The organism is Solibacillus isronensis, assembly GCF_023715405.1.
Taxonomy (GTDB): domain Bacteria; phylum Bacillota; class Bacilli; order Bacillales_A; family Planococcaceae; genus Solibacillus; species Solibacillus isronensis_B.
The window spans coordinates 453489-471030 of the sequence record NZ_JAMBOC010000001.1 but is presented as its reverse complement, the minus strand read 5'-3'; the positions used below and the strand labels follow the sequence as shown (position 1 = coordinate 471030).

At 38.1% G+C, this 17542-nt stretch carries 22 protein-coding genes and 1 riboswitch; of the genes, 6 read left to right on the top strand and 16 right to left on the bottom strand.

The annotated features are described in order from the left end of the window. Positions 1-217 precede the first annotated feature (217 nt). Positions 218-997 (bottom strand): lipoate--protein ligase family protein, encoded by a 780-nt coding sequence (locus M3166_RS02295; protein WP_285848834.1) that lies wholly within the window; start codon positions 995-997, stop codon positions 218-220. A gap of 153 nt (positions 998-1150) precedes the next feature. Here M3166_RS02295 and M3166_RS02290 point away from each other — a divergent pair, with 153 nt between their 5' ends. Beyond that, positions 1151-1534, top strand: coding sequence for a rhodanese-like domain-containing protein (locus M3166_RS02290; RefSeq protein ID WP_079527702.1), 384 nt, complete (start codon positions 1151-1153; stop codon positions 1532-1534). 171 nt (positions 1535-1705) lie between these two features. Here the strand turns inward: M3166_RS02290 and gcvPB are convergent, their stop codons facing one another. The 10 genes from gcvPB to comGA form a co-directional block, all read right to left on the bottom strand. Further along, complete coding sequence (gene gcvPB, locus M3166_RS02285) at positions 1706-3187, bottom strand: aminomethyl-transferring glycine dehydrogenase subunit GcvPB (RefSeq protein ID WP_251686950.1); 1482 nt, start codon at positions 3185-3187, stop codon at positions 1706-1708. Continuing rightward, positions 3180-4526, bottom strand: a complete 1347-nt coding sequence (gcvPA, locus tag M3166_RS02280) for an aminomethyl-transferring glycine dehydrogenase subunit GcvPA (protein ID WP_251686948.1) — start codon at positions 4524-4526, stop codon at positions 3180-3182. Before gcvPA ends, gcvPB begins: the two co-directional genes overlap by 8 nt. 103 nt (positions 4527-4629) lie before the next feature. Continuing rightward, a complete protein-coding gene (gcvT, locus tag M3166_RS02275; RefSeq protein WP_251686946.1) occupies positions 4630-5739 on the bottom strand; it encodes a glycine cleavage system aminomethyltransferase GcvT in 1110 nt (369 codons plus the stop codon). A gap of 273 nt (positions 5740-6012) precedes the next feature. Beyond that, positions 6013-6105: riboswitch (glycine riboswitch) on the bottom strand. A 126-nt stretch (positions 6106-6231) separates the two neighbouring features. Next, positions 6232-6744, bottom strand: a complete 513-nt coding sequence (locus M3166_RS02270; RefSeq protein WP_251686944.1) for a shikimate kinase — start codon at positions 6742-6744, stop codon at positions 6232-6234. 309 nt (positions 6745-7053) lie between these two features. Then, entirely contained in the window at positions 7054-7509 is a 456-nt protein-coding gene (comGF, locus tag M3166_RS02265) for a competence type IV pilus minor pilin ComGF (protein ID WP_251686942.1), read from the bottom strand. Beyond that, positions 7506-7799, bottom strand: coding sequence for a type II secretion system protein (locus tag M3166_RS02260; protein WP_251686940.1), 294 nt, complete (start codon positions 7797-7799; stop codon positions 7506-7508). The genes comGF and M3166_RS02260 overlap by 4 nt, the downstream gene beginning before the upstream one ends. Then, on the bottom strand, positions 7708-8259 hold the full coding sequence (locus tag M3166_RS19465; protein ID WP_353056546.1) for a prepilin-type N-terminal cleavage/methylation domain-containing protein: 552 nt from the start codon (positions 8257-8259) through the stop codon (positions 7708-7710). Before M3166_RS19465 ends, M3166_RS02260 begins: the two co-directional genes overlap by 92 nt. Before the next feature lie 2 nt (positions 8260-8261). After that, positions 8262-8576 (bottom strand): competence type IV pilus major pilin ComGC, encoded by a 315-nt coding sequence (gene comGC / locus M3166_RS02255; protein ID WP_251686938.1) that lies wholly within the window; start codon positions 8574-8576, stop codon positions 8262-8264. Between the two features lie 15 nt (positions 8577-8591). Further along, positions 8592-9665 carry a competence type IV pilus assembly protein ComGB gene (gene comGB, locus M3166_RS02250; protein ID WP_251686936.1) on the bottom strand — a complete coding sequence of 358 codons (1074 nt, stop codon included), beginning with the start codon at positions 9663-9665 and terminating at the stop codon, positions 8592-8594. After that, positions 9646-10662 (bottom strand): competence type IV pilus ATPase ComGA, encoded by a 1017-nt coding sequence (gene comGA, locus M3166_RS02245; RefSeq protein WP_251686934.1) that lies wholly within the window; start codon positions 10660-10662, stop codon positions 9646-9648. Before comGA ends, comGB begins: the two co-directional genes overlap by 20 nt. 183 nt (positions 10663-10845) lie before the next feature. Here comGA and M3166_RS02240 point away from each other — a divergent pair, with 183 nt between their 5' ends. Beyond that, entirely contained in the window at positions 10846-11544 is a 699-nt protein-coding gene (locus M3166_RS02240) for a helix-turn-helix transcriptional regulator (protein ID WP_251686932.1), read from the top strand. 117 nt (positions 11545-11661) lie between these two features. Next, a complete protein-coding gene (locus M3166_RS02235) occupies positions 11662-11904 on the top strand; it encodes a DUF2626 family protein (RefSeq protein WP_008404362.1) in 243 nt (80 codons plus the stop codon). 51 nt (positions 11905-11955) lie between these two features. Here M3166_RS02235 and M3166_RS02230 read toward each other — a convergent pair whose 3' ends face one another. Beyond that, positions 11956-12600 (bottom strand): MBL fold metallo-hydrolase, encoded by a 645-nt coding sequence (locus tag M3166_RS02230; RefSeq protein ID WP_251686929.1) that lies wholly within the window; start codon positions 12598-12600, stop codon positions 11956-11958. A 172-nt stretch (positions 12601-12772) separates the two neighbouring features. On the opposite strand from M3166_RS02230, the gene M3166_RS02225 reads away from it, so the two are divergent. After that, positions 12773-12949 carry a DUF2759 domain-containing protein gene (locus tag M3166_RS02225; RefSeq protein WP_008404364.1) on the top strand — a complete coding sequence of 59 codons (177 nt, stop codon included), beginning with the start codon at positions 12773-12775 and terminating at the stop codon, positions 12947-12949. 85 nt (positions 12950-13034) lie between these two features. Here the strand turns inward: M3166_RS02225 and M3166_RS02220 are convergent, their stop codons facing one another. The 4 genes from M3166_RS02220 to rpmG form a co-directional block, all read right to left on the bottom strand. Then, on the bottom strand, positions 13035-14939 hold the full coding sequence (locus M3166_RS02220; protein WP_251686927.1) for an LTA synthase family protein: 1905 nt from the start codon (positions 14937-14939) through the stop codon (positions 13035-13037). 311 nt (positions 14940-15250) lie between these two features. After that, positions 15251-15451, bottom strand: a complete 201-nt coding sequence (locus M3166_RS02215; RefSeq protein ID WP_251686925.1) for a YqgQ family protein — start codon at positions 15449-15451, stop codon at positions 15251-15253. A gap of 17 nt (positions 15452-15468) precedes the next feature. Beyond that, positions 15469-16032, bottom strand: a complete 564-nt coding sequence (locus tag M3166_RS02210; RefSeq protein ID WP_251686923.1) for a 5-formyltetrahydrofolate cyclo-ligase — start codon at positions 16030-16032, stop codon at positions 15469-15471. A gap of 143 nt (positions 16033-16175) precedes the next feature. Next, a complete protein-coding gene (rpmG, locus tag M3166_RS02205; RefSeq protein WP_008408521.1) occupies positions 16176-16325 on the bottom strand; it encodes a 50S ribosomal protein L33 in 150 nt (49 codons plus the stop codon). Positions 16326-16546: 221 nt separating this feature from the next. On the opposite strand from rpmG, the gene M3166_RS02200 reads away from it, so the two are divergent. Beyond that, the gene (locus M3166_RS02200) at positions 16547-17020 is read left to right on the top strand and encodes a hypothetical protein (RefSeq protein WP_251686921.1); all 474 of its coding nucleotides are present in this window, start codon (positions 16547-16549) and stop codon (positions 17018-17020) included. Next, positions 17017-17505, top strand: coding sequence for a hypothetical protein (locus M3166_RS02195; protein ID WP_251686919.1), 489 nt, complete (start codon positions 17017-17019; stop codon positions 17503-17505). The genes M3166_RS02200 and M3166_RS02195 overlap by 4 nt, the downstream gene beginning before the upstream one ends. The last annotated feature ends 37 nt before the right edge of the window (positions 17506-17542 follow it).

Below are 17542 nucleotides of genomic sequence, written 5' to 3'. Positions count from 1 at the left end.
CACGAATGTAAACTAAACACATTTTATACCATATATTGTGCTAATTTCTTAAATATCATTCTATATGTTGGGTTATATAATTACACTTAAAAAAGATTACAATAAATCTTTTTTTCAAACAAGGGGTTGATTTTTTTTTCTTTTTGTTAAATCCATCTATATCAACGTTTCGGGTATAAAAATTTTTTTACAAAAAATAAAAACACACGTTCGCAATCTATTTTTTGAAATTCCATTCATCTGTTAAATATTTATTTTCCATCAATTGTTCTACATATTGGGTTTGCTGCTCTGTTAATTCATAAGGAATTAGTTCTATGTCCAAAGCTACTTCAAACCCTTTAGAAAACGCGTCAACACATTGATCGATTGTAAATGGTGTGTCGACAAACTGATTCATCGCAACTGCTTTTTCTGGTAACTTTTTTCGCATTCTTTCTTTTGCTTCAGCTGTAGCAAAATTAAATACCGATAACAGCAGTTTTTCATTCAGATCAAGTAAAATAGCGCCATGCTGCAAAATTACACCTTTTTGACGTGTTTGCGCACTGCCGGCTACTTTTTTCCCTTCAACAACTAGCTCATACCAGCTTGGCGCATCAAAACATACCGCGCTTTTCGGTTTCTTCAGATCATCCAGTTGTTCCTTCGTCTCCGGCACACTAAAATAAGCATCCAGTCCTAAAAGGCGGAACCCTTGTAAAATTCCTTCGCTAATGACACGATATGCCTCTGTAACGGTTTCCGGCATATTTGGGTAGCTCTCTGTCACAATCACTGAATATGTAAGCTCCTGGTCATGTAAAACGGCACGTCCGCCTGTAGGTCTACGGACGAAACCTAAGTTTTGCTTTTTTACAGCTTCTAAATTAATATCTTTATGTACTTGCTGGAAATAACCGATTGATAATGTTGCAGGGTTCCACTCGTAAAAACGAATAACCGGCGGAATTTCCCCTTGGCTATGCCAATCAAGCAACGCTTCATCCAGTGCCATATTATAGGCTGGGCTGCATGGACCCGAATTTATAAAATACCATTGTTTTTTCACAATTTCTCGCCTCCACTAATTCATTTTAACAAACTCGCTCGACTAACTCTAGTTCATCTCTTATAATAGATAGTACAGATAGAAAGGGGCAATATCGCAGTGACAATTTTATATACGATACTAGTAATTTTAGTAGTAATCGTTGCTTACGTAGTAATCAACTCTATGCGCTTAAAAAAATCCGTAACAAATTTAACACAGGAGCAATTTATTGAAGGCTACCGTAAAGCACAATTAATCGATTTACGCGAACCTAAAGAATTTGAAGCGGGACACATTTTAGGTGCTCGAAACATTCCGATGACGCAACTTAATACACGTCATAAAGAAATCCGTCCGGATCTGCCTGTATACCTTTACTGCCAAAACTCTGGTCGTAGTGCACGAGCAGCGCTGACATTAAAGAAAAAAGGCTATAGCCAACTGTTCCAATTACAAGGCGGTTTCAAAACTTGGACAGGCAAAGTTAAATCGAAAAACTAATTCTAAAAGTTCTCTACATTGTAGAGGGCTTTTTAATTTTCATTCACCGGCCCTACGAATCGAAATTGTCTGATTATCAGTAGTTTCTACTATTATATAGTCACACGTAAGAAGTCTAACTTTTCTCATAGAAAAAAGGTCAGAAAACAGCTCTGACCTTTTTGTCACAATTTATGAAATTGTTACTTCTTCTTTTTTTGTATAACGTAATACAGGTGTACGTGCAGCACGTGTTTCATCTAAGCGGCTGATTACCGTAGTATGTGGTGCTTCTTGTACGATCGATGGGTTATCGATTGTTTCTTGAGCAATTTGAATCATTGCATCACAGAATGCATCCAATGTTTCTTTTGATTCTGTTTCTGTTGGCTCGATCATAATCCCCTCTTCCACGTTTAACGGGAAGTATACTGTTGGTGGATGGTAGCCAAAGTCAAGAAGGCGTTTTGCGATATCCAATGTACGAACACCTAATTTTTTCTGACGACGGCCTGATAGCACGAATTCATGCTTACAGTGACGGTCGTATGGTAAATCAAAGTGCTCTTCCAAGCGGCGCATCATATAGTTTGCATTTAATACAGCATATTCTGTTACAGCCTTTAAGCCATCTGGACCCATTGAACGGATATACGTATATGCACGGACATTAATGCCGAAGTTTCCGTAGTAAGGTTTCACACGACCGATTGATTGTGGACGTTTGTAATCGAAGTGGAATGTACCATCTTCTTTTTTCACTAATACTGGTTTAGGCAGGAATGGGATTAAATCTGCTTTTACCCCTACTGGACCTGAACCCGGACCACCGCCACCGTGTGGACCTGTAAATGTTTTGTGTAAGTTTAAGTGAACACAGTCAAAGCCCATGTCTCCAGGACGTGCTTTACTCATAACAGCGTTTAAGTTCGCGCCGTCATAATAAACTTTACCGCCGACACCGTGCACGATTTCAGCCATTTCTAAAATGTTTTCTTCGAATAAGCCTAAAGTGTTCGGGTTTGTCAGCATAAGCGCTGCTGTATCAGGACCGACAACACGGCGTAAATCTTCCAGATCAACTAAGCCGTCTTCACCAGATCTGATTGTAATTGTTTCAAAACCTGCCACTGTAGCAGAAGCCGGGTTTGTACCGTGAGCTGAGTCCGGTACGATTACTTTGTTACGGTGACCTTCACCATTTGCCTCATGGAATGCACGGATCATCATTAATGCTGTCCATTCACCATGTGCGCCTGCTGCCGGCTGTAATGTTACTTCATCCATACCCGTAATTTCCTGAAGTGATGTCTGCAGATCATATAATAATTCCATTGCACCTTGTACTGTCGACTCATCCTGTAATGGGTGAACATGGGCAAAACCAGCGTAACGTGCAACTGTTTCATTGACTTTCGGATTGTACTTCATCGTACATGAACCAAGTGGATAGAACCCTGAATCCACACCATGGTTACGTTTTGAAAGTGCTGTATAGTGACGCATAATATCTAATTCTGCAACTTCCGGCAGTTCAGCCGCTTCTTGACGTACTAACTCTTTCGGCAGAAGTTCTTCTAAATCAAAATCAGGAACATCCAATGGCTCTAAGTTGTAGCCGACACGACCTGGTTTTGTAATTTCGAAAATGAGTGTTTGGTTTTCGTTATGCATTGTAAGCCCCCATTTCTGCAACTAATTGCTCGATTTCTTCTTTTGTACGGATTTCCGTAACAGCAATGAGTGCATGATTTTCTAATTCAGGATAAACACGACCTAAGTCAAAGCCGCCGATAATACCTTTTTCGATTAATGCTTTGTTTAGCTCTGTTACATTATATTTTGTATTTACTACGATTTCGTTGAAGTGAGCGCCTTGATAAGCAACTTCAAAACCAGCTGCTTCAAATGCATTTTTAGCAAAGCGTGTCTTCACGATATTTTGTTTCGCCATTTCCTGCATACCTTGCTTTCCAAGGGCTGTCATTGCTACTGAAGAAGCTAGTGCAAGCAATGCCTGGTTTGAACAAATATTGGATGTCGCTTTGTCACGACGGATGTGCTGCTCACGAGCTTGTAATGTTAATACATAACCACGACGTCCATCTTGGTCTACAGTTTCCCCAACAAGACGGCCTGGTACTTTACGCATTAATTTATTCGTTACCGCGAAATAACCACAGTGTGGACCACCGAAGCTTTCCGCAATTCCGAATACTTGTGCATCCCCAACTGTAATATCTGCGCCTAATTTTCCTGGTGGTGTTAAAACGCCAAGAGCTAACGGGTTCGCAGATACGATAAACAATCCTTTTGCGTCATGTGTAATGTCTGCAAGCGGCTGCAGGTTTTCAACTTGACCAAAGAAGTTCGGATATTGAACGATTACGCCGGCTGTTTGGTCATCGATCAGGCCTTTTAGTGCTTCGATGTCTGTTACACCGTCTTTTGTAGGAATTGTAACGACTTCTATTGATTGTCCTGTTGCATACATTTTCACAACATCTTGATACTCCGGATGTACAGTTCCTGAAACAAGTAACTTTCCGCGACGTGTATGACCTGCAGCAAGCATACCTGCTTCTGCCAATGCCGTACCGCCATCATACATAGAAGAGTTTGCAATATCCATGCCTGTCAGTTCTGCGATCATCGTTTGGAACTCAAAAATCGCTTGAAGTTCACCTTGTGAAATTTCCGGCTGATATGGCGTGTATGCTGTATAGAACTCCGAACGTGAAATAACATGATCAACAATTACCGGTTTATAGTGGTTGTATACACCTGCACCTAAAAACGATACATTGCTTGCTGTATCTTTATTTTTTGAAGCAAGTTGTGCCAGTTCCTTCATTAAAGCGGCTTCTGACTTGGCAGGTTTAATATTGTAGCTTCCTTGGAAGCGAACTTTCTCAGGAATATCCTCGAAAAGCTCATCAATTGTCGCAACCCCGATACGGTCTAACATTTCTTGTTTATCTTGTTCCGTCATTGGTAAATAACGATGTTTCATTGTTAACCCTCTTTTCAAAAGTTTTATCCCGTATTAACGGGTAGTAAGCTTGGTTCAACTACCAATCTAGGGGATGAAGACCCCCACTGATTGAAGTTTCATTTTATTTTGCACGCTTGTAAAATGGAGTTTCTACAACAACTGCTTTTGCTCTATTTTTTCGTACTTCAATTTCTAATTCAGTTCCAACTTCTGTGAATTTTGCGTCAATTAAAGCTAAGCCGATATTGCGCTTTGTCATTGGTGACTGAGTTCCTGTAGTTACAAAACCAATCTCTTCACCATCTTTAAATACTTTATAGCCATGGCGGGGAATACCTTTATCAATCATCTCGATGCCTACAGATTTACGTGTTAGGCCATTTTCTTTTTGGTCAATTAATGCTTGCTGACCGATAAATTGCGGATCCTTTGCCAATTTCACCGCAAAGCCAATTCCCGCTTCCAATGGTGAAATCTCTTTTGAAATCTCTTGGCCATATAATGGTAAGCAAGCTTCAAAGCGAAGTGTATCACGTGCTCCTAAACCGGCCGCTACTACACCTTTGTCTTTTCCTGCTTCCAAAATTTTGTTCCATAGATCGACAATCGCTGCTGGTGTCCCGTAAATTTCAAATCCGTCTTCACCTGTATAGCCAGAGCGAGAAACTAGAACCGAATGACCGCCTACATCCACATTGTCCTGGAATTTAAAATATTTAATTGCCGTTAAATCTGTTGCTGTTAATGTTTGCAGAACTTCCTGAGATAATGGTCCTTGCAATGCGATTTGAGCATAGTCATCTGACACATTTGTCACTTTGACATCCCCTTCGACATGCTGCTGTAACCATTCAAAGTCCTTTTCAATATTCGCTGCATTAACACATAGTAAATAACGGTTATCTTCCAAACGGTATGTCAGTAAATCGTCAACAACACCGCCATCTTCATAACATAGTGCACTGTATTGTGCGCCGCCAACTGCAATTTTAGAAATATCGTTGGAAAGCATCTTTTGTAGATAAACTAGTGCATCCGGACCTTCTACGATAATTTCCCCCATATGGGATACATCAAAAAGTCCTGCACGGTTACGAACCGCATCATGCTCCTCTTTAATCGAAGAAAATTGTACCGGTAATTCCCAGCCGCCAAAATCAACTGTTTTTCCACCATACTTTGCATATTCATCAAAAAGTGGTGTGCGCTTTAGCTTTAATTCATTTGTCATGTTCATTTCCTCCTTTAGTTATGTATGTTCATTTTGCTTTGTAAGGGGAAACAACATTACACCTATCAAAGTGTAAATCTATCTTTTTATTAGAATCATCAGAATATTAAAAGCCGATTTCTCCACAAAAAAAGACAGACGAATCCCCTTTACCGAGATTCTCTGTCCTTGCACCTGAAAGTTACACCCAAATTTGATCCACTATCACAATTTGGGCTTTCCCCGTTGGTGGCTGTTCGCAACAATAGCTGATTACAGCACTCTCCAGAGTTGCGTCCAATACGAGTCTTTTTGCCTGAGAGATTCATAGCATAGCTATTTGCTCCTTCGGCGACGTGACATCACGTTCTCTCCCCGTACCATCATCCGCGTTAGATTATTTACTTCATGTTATTGCTCTTCTTAGCAATATCCTAACATTGAATATAATGCAAACGCAATCTTTTTTTAATTTTATTCAAAATACGAACATTAAGTACAATTATCCAGTAATTATTCGCCTTTAAGACGTTTCACTTGAAAGCCGATGTACTCAACAATTTGTCTTAACGTTCTCCCGGCTGTCAGTACTTGTATATGGCCAGCTAGTCGATAATTCTTTCTGCGTTGGTGATACAGATTTTCCAATTCTTGCTCCGTTGATGATTGAACAATGGGACGGTTTTTGTCATTCCGAATACGCATATAAATATCTTCAAATTTTGCATCAAGAAAAAATACAAGCCCTGTCTGGCGCATAATTCTCCTGTTTTCTTCATTTACGGCTACCCCACCGCCTGTAGCGATAATGCATGCTTCATCACGAAAGTTCTTTAAAAATTCCGTCTCGATTTTTCGGAAGTGTGCTTCGCCGTATTTCTCGAAAATTTCAGGAATTGTCATACCCTGTTGTCGTACAATTTCATGATCCATATCGTAATACGGCATTTTCAAGAAAAAACTTAAACGTCTTCCAATCGCACTTTTTCCGCACCCCATAAATCCTACTAAATAAATTTTACGCATGCTGTTCACCTTCTTCTATTACGGACTACTTAATCAATTACGCCTCTACCTATTCTTTCGTTTCTATTTTGCTACTTAAACAGAAATATTTTTAGGTCAAACAAAATCGCATTATGCGACATTTTTTCGACTTTGCAAAAAGAAGTCGAACTTTAAGGTAAATTTAGTATATTTATCGTAGCACGAACGTAAATAGATTCCAATGAATTATATACTTTTATTTGCGCAAAATATGCATTTGTATAGAAAACAGCAGCTCCGGAAACTATGAACAATAAAAATACAGCCAGCAAAAATAATGCACCCTTCTCATTTTGGAGGCAATGGTAACACGAGGTCTCTTTCTCGCTTTGTTCCATTTTTCATCACTACCCTCATATTCACATCATTTTCATCCACCGCCAACTCCCATTTCTCAACAAAAGGCAGCATAATTTCATTTCCCCCTTTATTCGACCTTTTACGCAAATGCTGTTCCGATTTATCAAAAACAAACAAACGCTCCTCGGGGTCATTTGATATTTCCAGTTGCAGCATACCAGAGCTGAGCACCCTCCCAGATGCTGAATTCATATTGTATTGATGAAGATCATAAACGAACAATTCCCAGTTCACCTCATCTTTCATCATCTCAAGCTGTTGAAGATCCCGAACCCATATAAGGATAAGCAGGCTTATTGCGGTAAAAAGTACAAACACGCTTAACTGAAACAAGCTTTCCAGTAGTGTAAAACCCCGCTCATTAAATATTTGCCTCAATTTCATACACACAGTTCCTCTTCTTTTTCATTGTTGTCATAATGGACACATACTTGGTACCCATCGTAATTCCATTGAAACTGAACCCCGTCAATGTGTTGAACTCCGGCGGATTGTCCAAATCGTTTATATTTCATCGCTCCTATAAAAGCTACTTCTGCAGCATGAGCTTGTACTTTTTGTATAGCTATTTGCTGTTTCATATTAAATGTGAGCGGAATGATTGTCGACGAAAGGAAAAATAAGATGACGACTGCTAACAGTGTTTCTACAAGAGTTAGTCCTTCCTGGCTCATTAAAAACCTCCTTTTCCAAAATCCTGGCTTTGCCGATATTCACAGAGTATTGATGGCTTGTATTCTCAAAATGATATGTTAGCCGTCCAAAGGCCTGGACATTTCCTCTCGTATTAAATAACAGCCGGTTATGCGGAGTGGATAAATACATGTCAATTGGCCGCGCTATTCGCTGGTCGTAAATAATATTAGAAGTAGTCCAATCCATTACTTGTATTCGGTAACAGTTAATAATTTCAAAGCTATGGGACGTTCCGGTCTCAATGGATAACAATTGTGTCATGCGTATTAACATCTCATTTTGATTCATTACCTGTTTTTCTGTATAATCCATTAACGGCTTTTGTGAAAGTGAGAGGATTGTTGAATTGACGACCAAAAAGATAAAGAGAACAATGAGCATTTCCATTAATGTAAAACCTTTTTCATCCGTTAACAGTAATTTTACTTTCTCTTTCATCGTTACGTTTTGCTGTTCCCCGGTCCAATGACTTTACCATCCACTATTTTAATTTCCGTATTATCCGGACATTTTAAGTCCTTTTCTACAATATACCCCTCGTCAATTAAATCCGAGACCGAAGCTGGATATTCATTTTTGTTCAGTTTATATGCTTCGACTTGTCCTTGAAGCATGAGAATATAAGCATTACAACCTTTTTCATCGATTGATGCGAAGTGTTTTGAAACGTTGGGAATTGTAACCAATATTAAAATGGAGATGATTAATAAAACAACAAGCATCTCTACTAACGTAAATCCTTTTTCATTTTTCATCTGATCCACCTCTTCTTATATAAAATCAATGACATCATACATCGGAATTAAAATACTTAAATATGCAGCAATTACGCAAATGGCAATGATCACAAATAGCAGCGGCTGAATTATCGCCAAGATTTGTTCAATTACTTTCTGAAGCTTTTCATCCAAAAGCTCGCAATATAAAATAAGTTCCCGTCCTAACAAGCCGCTCGCCTCACCGTGGGCAATAAAATGTTCAAATTTCGGATAAAAGTAGCCGACGATTTCAACTGCACGCTCCAATGAATCGCCAATAAGAATGCGTTCTTGGAGTATACCTGCAATATACGCAATGTGCTTTTGGTGATGTTGGGATTTTAAATGATCGAATGCTTTTTGGAGCGAGAAGCCGGCTAATAATAGATTGCCTAAATGGCGGGCAAATTGTCTCGTCAGAAATAGGCGCCAAAAAAGACCGATTAACGGGAGCCTAAACAGTAGATGGAGCTGCAAATCAATTCGTTTCTTACGGATTTGATAAATAAAAAGGGAGAGGACAATACCGAGAGCAATACCAACTGCAATAATATAGTCTGGCATATGGAGGAAAAACTTCGACCACTGAATGCTGGCGGACGATCCACTTTGGACGCGGGATGTAATAACTGAAGACATATTCGGCAGAAAATACGTTCGAAAGGCTAAAAACAGTATTATTAAAAATGTAAATAAAATGAGCGGATACGACATCACTTTTATTAGTTTCATTTTCGCCTGCTGTTGAAAAACGAGCTGCTTTGCGACAAGACCAATCGCTTCACTTAACTTGCCCGTCACTTCTGCCAACTCAATTGACACTAAATATTGTTTATCAAGACAAAGCAGCTGAAAAACTTGAGTTGCACTGCCACCCCCGCGCAATATATTCGAAATTTCCTGTTGGACCGGTTCATAATGTTTTACATGATAAGGCAGCAGCATTTCGATACTGTGGGCAAATGTATAGCCTTCATTTAACAGTGTGGAGATTCGTTGGAGTAATGTAGGAAGCTCAGAGGACTTTATAATAGGTTTTTTAAACAAAGTAGCTGATGTTGCATTTTTAAGGAGTGGTATATTCATAGTAATCCTCATGAAGTTTTGCGATTTGACCTGCCAATGTTTGATCAAAAGGTAATGTAAATGATTTTTCTTGGATGATGGATTCAAAGGCAAGCTGTAATTGATCATCAGTTAAAAATTCAAAAATAGCTTTATAGCCGTTATCCTCTGTTTCGATTAGACGCTGAGAAACAACAGCTCTTAGCATCTGCCGCATTTCCTCAAATGAAACCGACAAGTCATGCAGACGGTAAATACAGTTCACCGTATCCTTTGCATGTATCGTCGAAATTACGAGGTGTCCGGAAAACGCCGCTTCTATTGCGACCTTTGCTGTTTCTCTGTCCCGAATCTCTCCGAGCATAATCACTTCGGGAGAATGTCTTAAAATTGCCTTTAGACCTGCTGAATACGTCATTCCGGCTCGCTCGTTCACTTGAATTTGCAAGAGCTGTTCTTGCCTGCTTTCCACTGGATCCTCCAAAGAAATGACATGTCGAGATAAATGCTTCGAACAATATTGGAGCAATGAATATAATGTTGTTGTTTTGCCCGATCCGGTCGCACCGCTAAGTAATAATAACCCACTCTCCAGTCTGGACAATCTATACAACTGTTCAACACTTTCCCGGAAGTGACATAATGTCTGTAACGGGACGGTGTAGTTCTGCCGTAATATTCGAACTGCTAAACTTTCTTTAAAGAAGCTGGAAGGTAACGTTGAAATCCTGAAGGCATACATGGACCGGTCGATAAATTTTTGGAAGGAACCACTTTGAGGCTTTCGCTTTTCACTAATATCAAGCGAAGAAAGAAATTTAAAATAGGAAATCATACGGGTAGCGAGCTCTGTAGGGAGTTCATCTTCCTTTTCAAAACGGCCGTATTTTCTCATTAACAGATCATAGCATCCTTCTCTAGGGAGTAAGTGGATGTCTGTAACATTAAGCTGTGTTGCCTTAGATAAAAGCTCCAAACAATTTTGTTCAATGATCGATAATTGTTTTATGGTAATCACCCCTTCATCAATTAGTTAGATGTGACTCCATTATAAATGGATTGTCCAGTATTTCATATAAAAACAGATAAAATTTCTTTTTAGTAGGAATTTTCTTTCAATATTAACAAATTTACTAATATTTCATGTAGAATAATATTAAAGTTAGTATATTTAAATTTTTACCGTATTGGGGGTTTACATATGATACATCCGATTAAAATTTCAAGTACTTTTGCAGATGAAACACGGTTTTCTATTTATGAATTTATGCTGCAGCAAAAGCAATTTTTATCCGTCCAGGATATTGCAGAACAATTTAAAATCCATTCCAATGTAGCACGTTTGCATCTAACTAAACTTGCAGAAATCGGCGCCATTTCCTCCGAACATTTAAAAACCGGAAAAGGCGGGCGACCTGGAAGAGTATATAAAGCAAAACAAGAAGGAATCAATTTAAGCATTCCTAGACGCGACACATCTTCATTAATTAAATGGTCACTTGAACTTATTCGCGAGCTTGGTGACGCAGCGTTGAGTAAAGCACAGGAAATCAGTTATCGCGATGGGAAACAATCGATACTTGAACAAATGAATTCAATTAAACGAAAATCTCCATTTACTTTTGACGAGAAATTGGCCATGTTAACTAAAAGCGCCACTTTAATCGGTTATATTCCGGAAGTAATTGAGCATAACCATTCCAAATCAATCATATTTTCGCTTTTCAACTGCCCCTTCCAAGAACAAATATCGAACTACGGAGAAATTGTTTGCCAGCTCCATGAATCCTATTTGTATGGACAAGTTGATACATTGTTTGACCGAAATGAAATTACGAAAATGGAAAGCATGGTAAGTGACTGTGACTTTTGTAAATACAAAATTTCCGTACACAATTAATGGAAAAAACATGCGTTTGTCACAACTCTTCCATATCTCCCAGTTTACATTATCCAGAAACTTGATTTATAATGAATGAGAGACTATTCTATTTTTTTAGAAAAGGAGGGATATTTCATGAGCAATATGTATAAAGTTATGGCATTCTGGACTGCTATTTTCGCCGTTATGTTCTACCTTGGTGGTATGAACGAGGTTTCGCTATTATTCGTAGGTAATACAGGTTTATTTTTATTATTAGGCTTCTTAAATCTTTCAGAACGCATGTACATGTACATTTTTGGCGCATACTTAACTGTTTTCTTCGCCGGTTTCACCTATTACACAACATTCATACACACTCCAGGTGGAGGACATTAAAAAACGACACGCTCTTTAATAGAGAGCGGTCGTTTTTTATTTACAAGCAAGTTAAAAGCCATTTAAAAACGGGTTGGAGTCCATTTCTGCAGCAGGTGTCGTGTAGTCACCATGCCCTGGATAAATAATTGTATCTTCCGGTAATGATAAAAGCTTGTCGTGAATCGATTTCAACAAGATATTCATCGAACCACCGATTAAATCAGTCCGTCCAATGCTTTGTTCGAATAATGTATCGCCTACAATCGCAAAAGCGTCATCTTTAAAAATAAAGGATACACTTCCCGGAGAATGCCCTGGTGTATGGGCTACCGTAAAGGTAAATGCACCGATTGTCATTTCCCCTTCTTTTCGTATAATATGTTCTCCTTCAGGCTTTTTCACGATATAATTTGGCAATTCCGCATATTTGCCGGAACCATTTTTCATCGGATCAGCAAGCCAGTCCACTTCTTTTTCATGGACATACAGCGGAATATTATATATTGCCCGTATCGCATCCACTCCACCGATATGATCAAAATGTGTATGGGTTAATAAAATAGCTAATGGGTTTAAGCCATTTTTACGTAATTCATTTACAATGCGTGCCCCTTCTTCACCTGGATCGAAAATTAAGCAGTCTTTTTCTTTATTGCTGACAATGTAGCAATTCGTTTGGATCGGTCCTAGACTATATTTTCTAACATTTAACATAAATCATCACCTCAGTTTCCATTATACATTTTTTCTATCGTTCTCATAGTGAAAGTTATCGTTCAAACAAACGCCACTTTTAGTTCTCGACAAACGATTTGGAAACCTTTACAATAAAAGAGGAATATTGTTGAGACATTTTTTGGAATGTCGAAAGGAGTGTCAATTTTTTATGAACTTATTAATGGTTATTTTTGGTCTAGTTGCAATTTTTGGCGTAATTGGCATATTCCAATCAATCAAAGAGAAAAACCTTTTAGCTGCTGCCTTCAACGCTTTAGCTGCTGGTGTTTTCGGTTGGTTCGTCATTATGACGGTATTAAATCAAGGCTATCCACCAACTCATTAATTGCAACCGAAAAACGTATTGCTTTAGAAGCAATACGTTTTTTATATGGACAAAAAAGCTGTTCCCGGATTTCTCCGGGACAGCTTTAATTTTTATAGTTCGTATCAATCAGCAAGTTCCCTGTTTCTGTATCATAGAAACGCAACAGGTCACCATTAATAATCTGATCCGAGTATTCTAGTTCTTGAGTTGCACGATCAATAAATGGCTGACATGCTTCCGTATCGATTGCTTCTCCCGTATCACGGTCGTAGCATACTTCACCTGCATACACATATTGATTTGTTACGAAGCGACCATCACGGAAAATAACGAAATCCTCATGTTCTTCCGAGAAAAGGTCAGCACCTAATTGCATATCTTTTGAAGTCTCAATACCTAACAGATGCAGTAATGTCGGACGAATATCCAACTGACCCGCTGCATTATCCATCACTTGTCCATCATTTGAACCAGGAATGTGGATATATAATGGGACAGCCTGTAAAAGCGCACTGTCATATGGTGTGATTTCTTCTTTATTTAAATATTTTGCCATTGCTTTATTATGATTTTCGGAAATTCCGTAGTGGTCTCCGTACATCACGATAATCGAATTTTCATATAAACCTTGTTCTTTTAAATCATCGAAGAATTCTTTCACCGATTCATCCAAATAGCGAACTGTTTGGAAATAGCGATTTAATGTTCCTGAATTTGAATCATATTCAGGTATCATTATATCTTCCGGGTCCAAATAGAACGGATAGTGGTTTGTTAAAGTAATTAGACGGCTGTAAAACGGCTGTGGCATTTCTTTCATTAATGCTGCAGATTGTTCAAAGAATGGAATATCCTTTAATCCCCAGTTTACAGATGTTTCTTCTGTAACATTGTATGATTCGAGATCATAGAACTGATCTAATTTAAATGATTTGTAAATCATATCACGGTTCCAGAATGATTTGTTGTTCGCATGCATAACATTTGTAAAATATCCATTTTCCCCTAAGCGCTCTGCAAAGGAGTTATACGTATTTTCACCATGTGTAAAGAATACTGCACCTCGACCTAAGCCATATAACGAGTTTTCAAAAATAAACTCAGAATCCGAAGTTTTTCCTAATCCAGTCTGGTGGTAAAAATCACTGAAGTAATACGTATCTTTATCGTTTGTCAATGAATTCAGGAACGGTGTTACTACTTCCCCATTCATTTCCTCATTAATAACAAATGACTGCAATGATTCCAGGGAAACTGCAATTACATTGCGGCCTTCATACTTGCCGAACATTTCAACATTAGGTTCCGCCTGGTTTGCGCGAACGTAGTTGCTCACTTCAACAAGCTCACTGCCATCTGCCAACGCACGCTGTGCAGACGATTTCGACTGAACATATACATCGTAAAGATGATAGTTATATGTTCCGATATTTTTCACTAACAATTCACGGTCAAATGCACGTGTCAATAATTGCGGACGCTCTGTTTCTGCTAAACCTAAGTTTAAAAATAAAATAGCTGCCGTCATAACAAAGTATGCTTTTCGCGCATCTTTACGTATTGGCAGTAACTGCTCTTCCACTTTCGGTAAAAGTTTCACAGCAATAATAATCAGTAATACATCAACAAAATAGAACAAATCCATCCAGCTGATGATTGCTGCAGCTGATGTACCTAACTCTCCAAAATTACTCGTTTGGAATAAAACAGGCAATGTTACAAAGTCATTGTAGAAACGGTAAAAGGCAACATTTCCGTATAATACTAAGGCCAGTAAAATACTACTGCCGACAATATAGCGATTTCGCGCTTTTTGTGATTTCAAGAATAATGACAATCCATAGAAGAATAATAAGAAACTTAATGGATTGATAAACAAAATTAACAATTGCATTGCATTTTCTATCTTCATATCAAAGCTAGTTTCATAAACAATTACAGTTTTAATCCAGGTTGCTATTACGGCAATCGCTAATATCGAATGTTTAGGCCATTTAAAATCTTTCATATCCTATACATCCTCTCTTTACATATTCGATTTTTTTTAAATACATTGTTTTATTTGTGTAAATTCCATTCAAACAAAATCTATGTTAAAGCTTTTCAAACAAATCCGCAACAATATTTCATTTAAACAGTTTACATTCATAAAATAGCACTATTATTTAGTACGTATTAAACTTGAAAAGGTTTCGTTAAATATGAAAACAGCGGTTTATTCCCGCTGTTTCACTTAGGGTATGTTCGTCAAAAAGTTTAAAACCCTGAGTAAACAAGCATACCTCTATACGATTCATACTATTATACGCTAAATTCCAGTTATTTTCCTGCTTTAAGTCTTTGCTCTTCCTGACGCAGGATTAACAAAGCCATCTGAAAATCTTTCGTATCAATAAATTTCGATTTATATAATTCCTTAATTTCATCTTCCATTAAGTATAAATCCCCAATACGGTCCTTTGTATAAATGTAAATGCCGTATTGTTTTAAGATGCCCAGCACATCCAACATTGACTTCATTCTCGTTCCTCCACCAATTATTCGCAGATAATGCGATTTTTGTCTGTAAGTAGTATATGTACCGGAAGATCATGTGATTCTCTCGGTATTTCGTTTAACAACTGCTCCTCAAATGCTAAGGATATCCGCATTCCATTAAAGCCAACTAAATAGCGGTCATAATAGCCCCCGCCAAATCCGATGCGGTAACCGTGATGATCGAAGACAACCCCCGGCACGACCATGACATCAATTCGTTCTTTTTCGACCAGTTCCGTTCTTTCTCGTATCGGTTCTAATATATTTTGATAAGCTCGTTCGGTTTCATCAAAACTGTTAATTTTGTAAAACTCCATCGAGCGATCTTTCGGATTACATTTCGGAACTGCAACATATTTATTTAATTTCCATAATTCTTCAATAATAAACGTCGTATCCACTTCCGGCTGATTTGATAAAGTAATTGCTATAATATTTGCTTTTTGAATAGATGGTTCCTGTAATAATTGCTGAGCGATTTCCAATGAACGTTCACGATATTCCTGATCGGTCATATTGGACAACTTTTCCTGCACTTTAATACGATAGTCTCTTTTCTCCAAACAAATCCCTACTTTCAATAAAGCTGTTTTAAGTTAAACATTACTATCATAAATCAAATTCGTTGAATCATCATAGTAAAATTTAATAGGATACCAAGTAAAAAGCCAAAACCAACGAGTGGTTTTGGCTAAATGAGCGATTATTACTTTGTTTCACGGTGAAGAGTGTACTTCTTCTCGCGAGAGCAATATTTTTTAAGTTCAAGACGCTCTGGATTGTTACGCTTGTTCTTTTTTGAAATGTAGTTACGTTCGCCGCAGTCTGTGCAAGCTAAAGTAATGTTTACGCGCATCATTAACCCTCCTACTCTAAATTAAGAATAAATTTATTTGAGCATGATTTATACGACTTACCTATTATAACACACTGTTTTAAAAAATCTAGTATGATTTCTTAATAAGTTTTACTATGTTAAAATAAAGGGAATCCTGCAGTAAGAAAACGATTACTCACTTCAATTGCAAGTTTACGGTCAATACAATGACATAGATAACAAGAAATGGAGGACTTCATATGGGACTTTCTTCAATATTAATGATTGCTGGAATTGCTGTCATTATTATATCCCTATTGTTTAAAGATAAATCAGCAAAAGTTGAAAGAGATGTCGAAGATTTATCGATCAATATTTATCAAGAAACAAATGCTTTAAAACGACGCGTAAAAGCATTGGAAGAGGAACTGCTTGTAGAACCAAATTTTCAAGTACGCAAACCTTCTTCTGTCCAACAACAGCAAAATTCAGAACAGCAAGCTGCCTTTTCATCTTTCCAGCAAGTAGCAGCCCAAGTAAAAGCGGCCCAAAGCTATGGTACGGCTTCTAAGGCAGCTCCGCAAAAGAGCGCGAAACCGACGATTAACGGTATTTTAGTTAGTCAGGTGCTCGCTCTCAATAGCCAAGGCCTATCGATTGAGGAAATCAGTAAGCGTTCAACATTATCACATGCTCAAATCCAATCGATTTTAGCAAATGGAGGTCAACAATGAAATCATCTTTGCGAGCATTTGGTATCGGTCTTTTTGTGGCAGGTGCAAGCATGGCATTGTTCGACAAGTTGCCTTCTGATTCCAGTCAGAAAGAAAATGCTGCTTACGAAAAGCAATTAGACGACTATGAAAAACAGATCGCAAAATTGACAAAACAGTTAAATGAGCAAAACCCGGATTCCGCCAAGTCTAAAAAAGCTGACGTGCAAACAACTAGTACAACCGAAGAGAAAACAGCCTCTACAAAGGAAGAAAACAATTCAGACGTTGTGCAAGAGACCATTTATATTTATGAAAATGTCTCTATTTATACAATCGGTCAACAAGCGGAAGACCTAGGTATTGTCACTAACGGCCGAGAGCTTGAGCTTTATTTGGCCAAACCGGAATTTGCGCGTTCTATTCAAAAAGGCGCATTTGATCTCCGCTCCGATATGACAATCGAAGAAATTGCCCAAGTGCTAACAGGGCAACCAACCGAATAATTGTAAATTTAAATTATAGATAACAAGCAAGCCTTCT

What these genes read in the sequence shown, in the direction of transcription:
- comGF (WP_251686942.1), bottom strand. Translation starts at nt 7,509, where the DNA reads ATGAAATTGAGGCAAATATTTAATGAGCGGGGTTTTACACTACTGGAA.
- M3166_RS02260 (WP_251686940.1), bottom strand. Translation starts at nt 7,799, where the DNA reads ATGAGCCAGGAAGGACTAACTCTTGTAGAAACACTGTTAGCAGTCGTC.
- comGC (WP_251686938.1), bottom strand. Translation starts at nt 8,576, where the DNA reads ATGAAAAATGAAAAAGGATTTACGTTAGTAGAGATGCTTGTTGTTTTA.
- M3166_RS02295 (WP_285848834.1), bottom strand. Translation starts at nt 997, where the DNA reads ATGGCACTGGATGAAGCGTTGCTTGATTGGCATAGCCAAGGGGAAATT.
- M3166_RS02240 (WP_251686932.1), top strand. Translation starts at nt 10,846, where the DNA reads ATGATACATCCGATTAAAATTTCAAGTACTTTTGCAGATGAAACACGG.
- M3166_RS02195 (WP_251686919.1), top strand. Translation starts at nt 17,017, where the DNA reads ATGAAATCATCTTTGCGAGCATTTGGTATCGGTCTTTTTGTGGCAGGT.
- M3166_RS02200 (WP_251686921.1), top strand. Translation starts at nt 16,547, where the DNA reads ATGGGACTTTCTTCAATATTAATGATTGCTGGAATTGCTGTCATTATT.
- gcvPB (WP_251686950.1), bottom strand. Translation starts at nt 3,187, where the DNA reads ATGCATAACGAAAACCAAACACTCATTTTCGAAATTACAAAACCAGGT.
- gcvPA (WP_251686948.1), bottom strand. Translation starts at nt 4,526, where the DNA reads ATGAAACATCGTTATTTACCAATGACGGAACAAGATAAACAAGAAATG.
- M3166_RS19465 (WP_353056546.1), bottom strand. Translation starts at nt 8,259, where the DNA reads ATGAAAGAGAAAGTAAAATTACTGTTAACGGATGAAAAAGGTTTTACA.
- M3166_RS02270 (WP_251686944.1), bottom strand. Translation starts at nt 6,744, where the DNA reads ATGCGTAAAATTTATTTAGTAGGATTTATGGGGTGCGGAAAAAGTGCG.
- M3166_RS02225 (WP_008404364.1), top strand. Translation starts at nt 12,773, where the DNA reads ATGAACTTATTAATGGTTATTTTTGGTCTAGTTGCAATTTTTGGCGTA.
- M3166_RS02235 (WP_008404362.1), top strand. Translation starts at nt 11,662, where the DNA reads ATGAGCAATATGTATAAAGTTATGGCATTCTGGACTGCTATTTTCGCC.
- M3166_RS02215 (WP_251686925.1), bottom strand. Translation starts at nt 15,451, where the DNA reads ATGAAGTCAATGTTGGATGTGCTGGGCATCTTAAAACAATACGGCATT.
- M3166_RS02230 (WP_251686929.1), bottom strand. Translation starts at nt 12,600, where the DNA reads ATGTTAAATGTTAGAAAATATAGTCTAGGACCGATCCAAACGAATTGC.
- M3166_RS02220 (WP_251686927.1), bottom strand. Translation starts at nt 14,939, where the DNA reads ATGAAAGATTTTAAATGGCCTAAACATTCGATATTAGCGATTGCCGTA.
- comGB (WP_251686936.1), bottom strand. Translation starts at nt 9,665, where the DNA reads ATGAATATACCACTCCTTAAAAATGCAACATCAGCTACTTTGTTTAAA.
- rpmG (WP_008408521.1), bottom strand. Translation starts at nt 16,325, where the DNA reads ATGCGCGTAAACATTACTTTAGCTTGCACAGACTGCGGCGAACGTAAC.
- gcvT (WP_251686946.1), bottom strand. Translation starts at nt 5,739, where the DNA reads ATGACAAATGAATTAAAGCTAAAGCGCACACCACTTTTTGATGAATAT.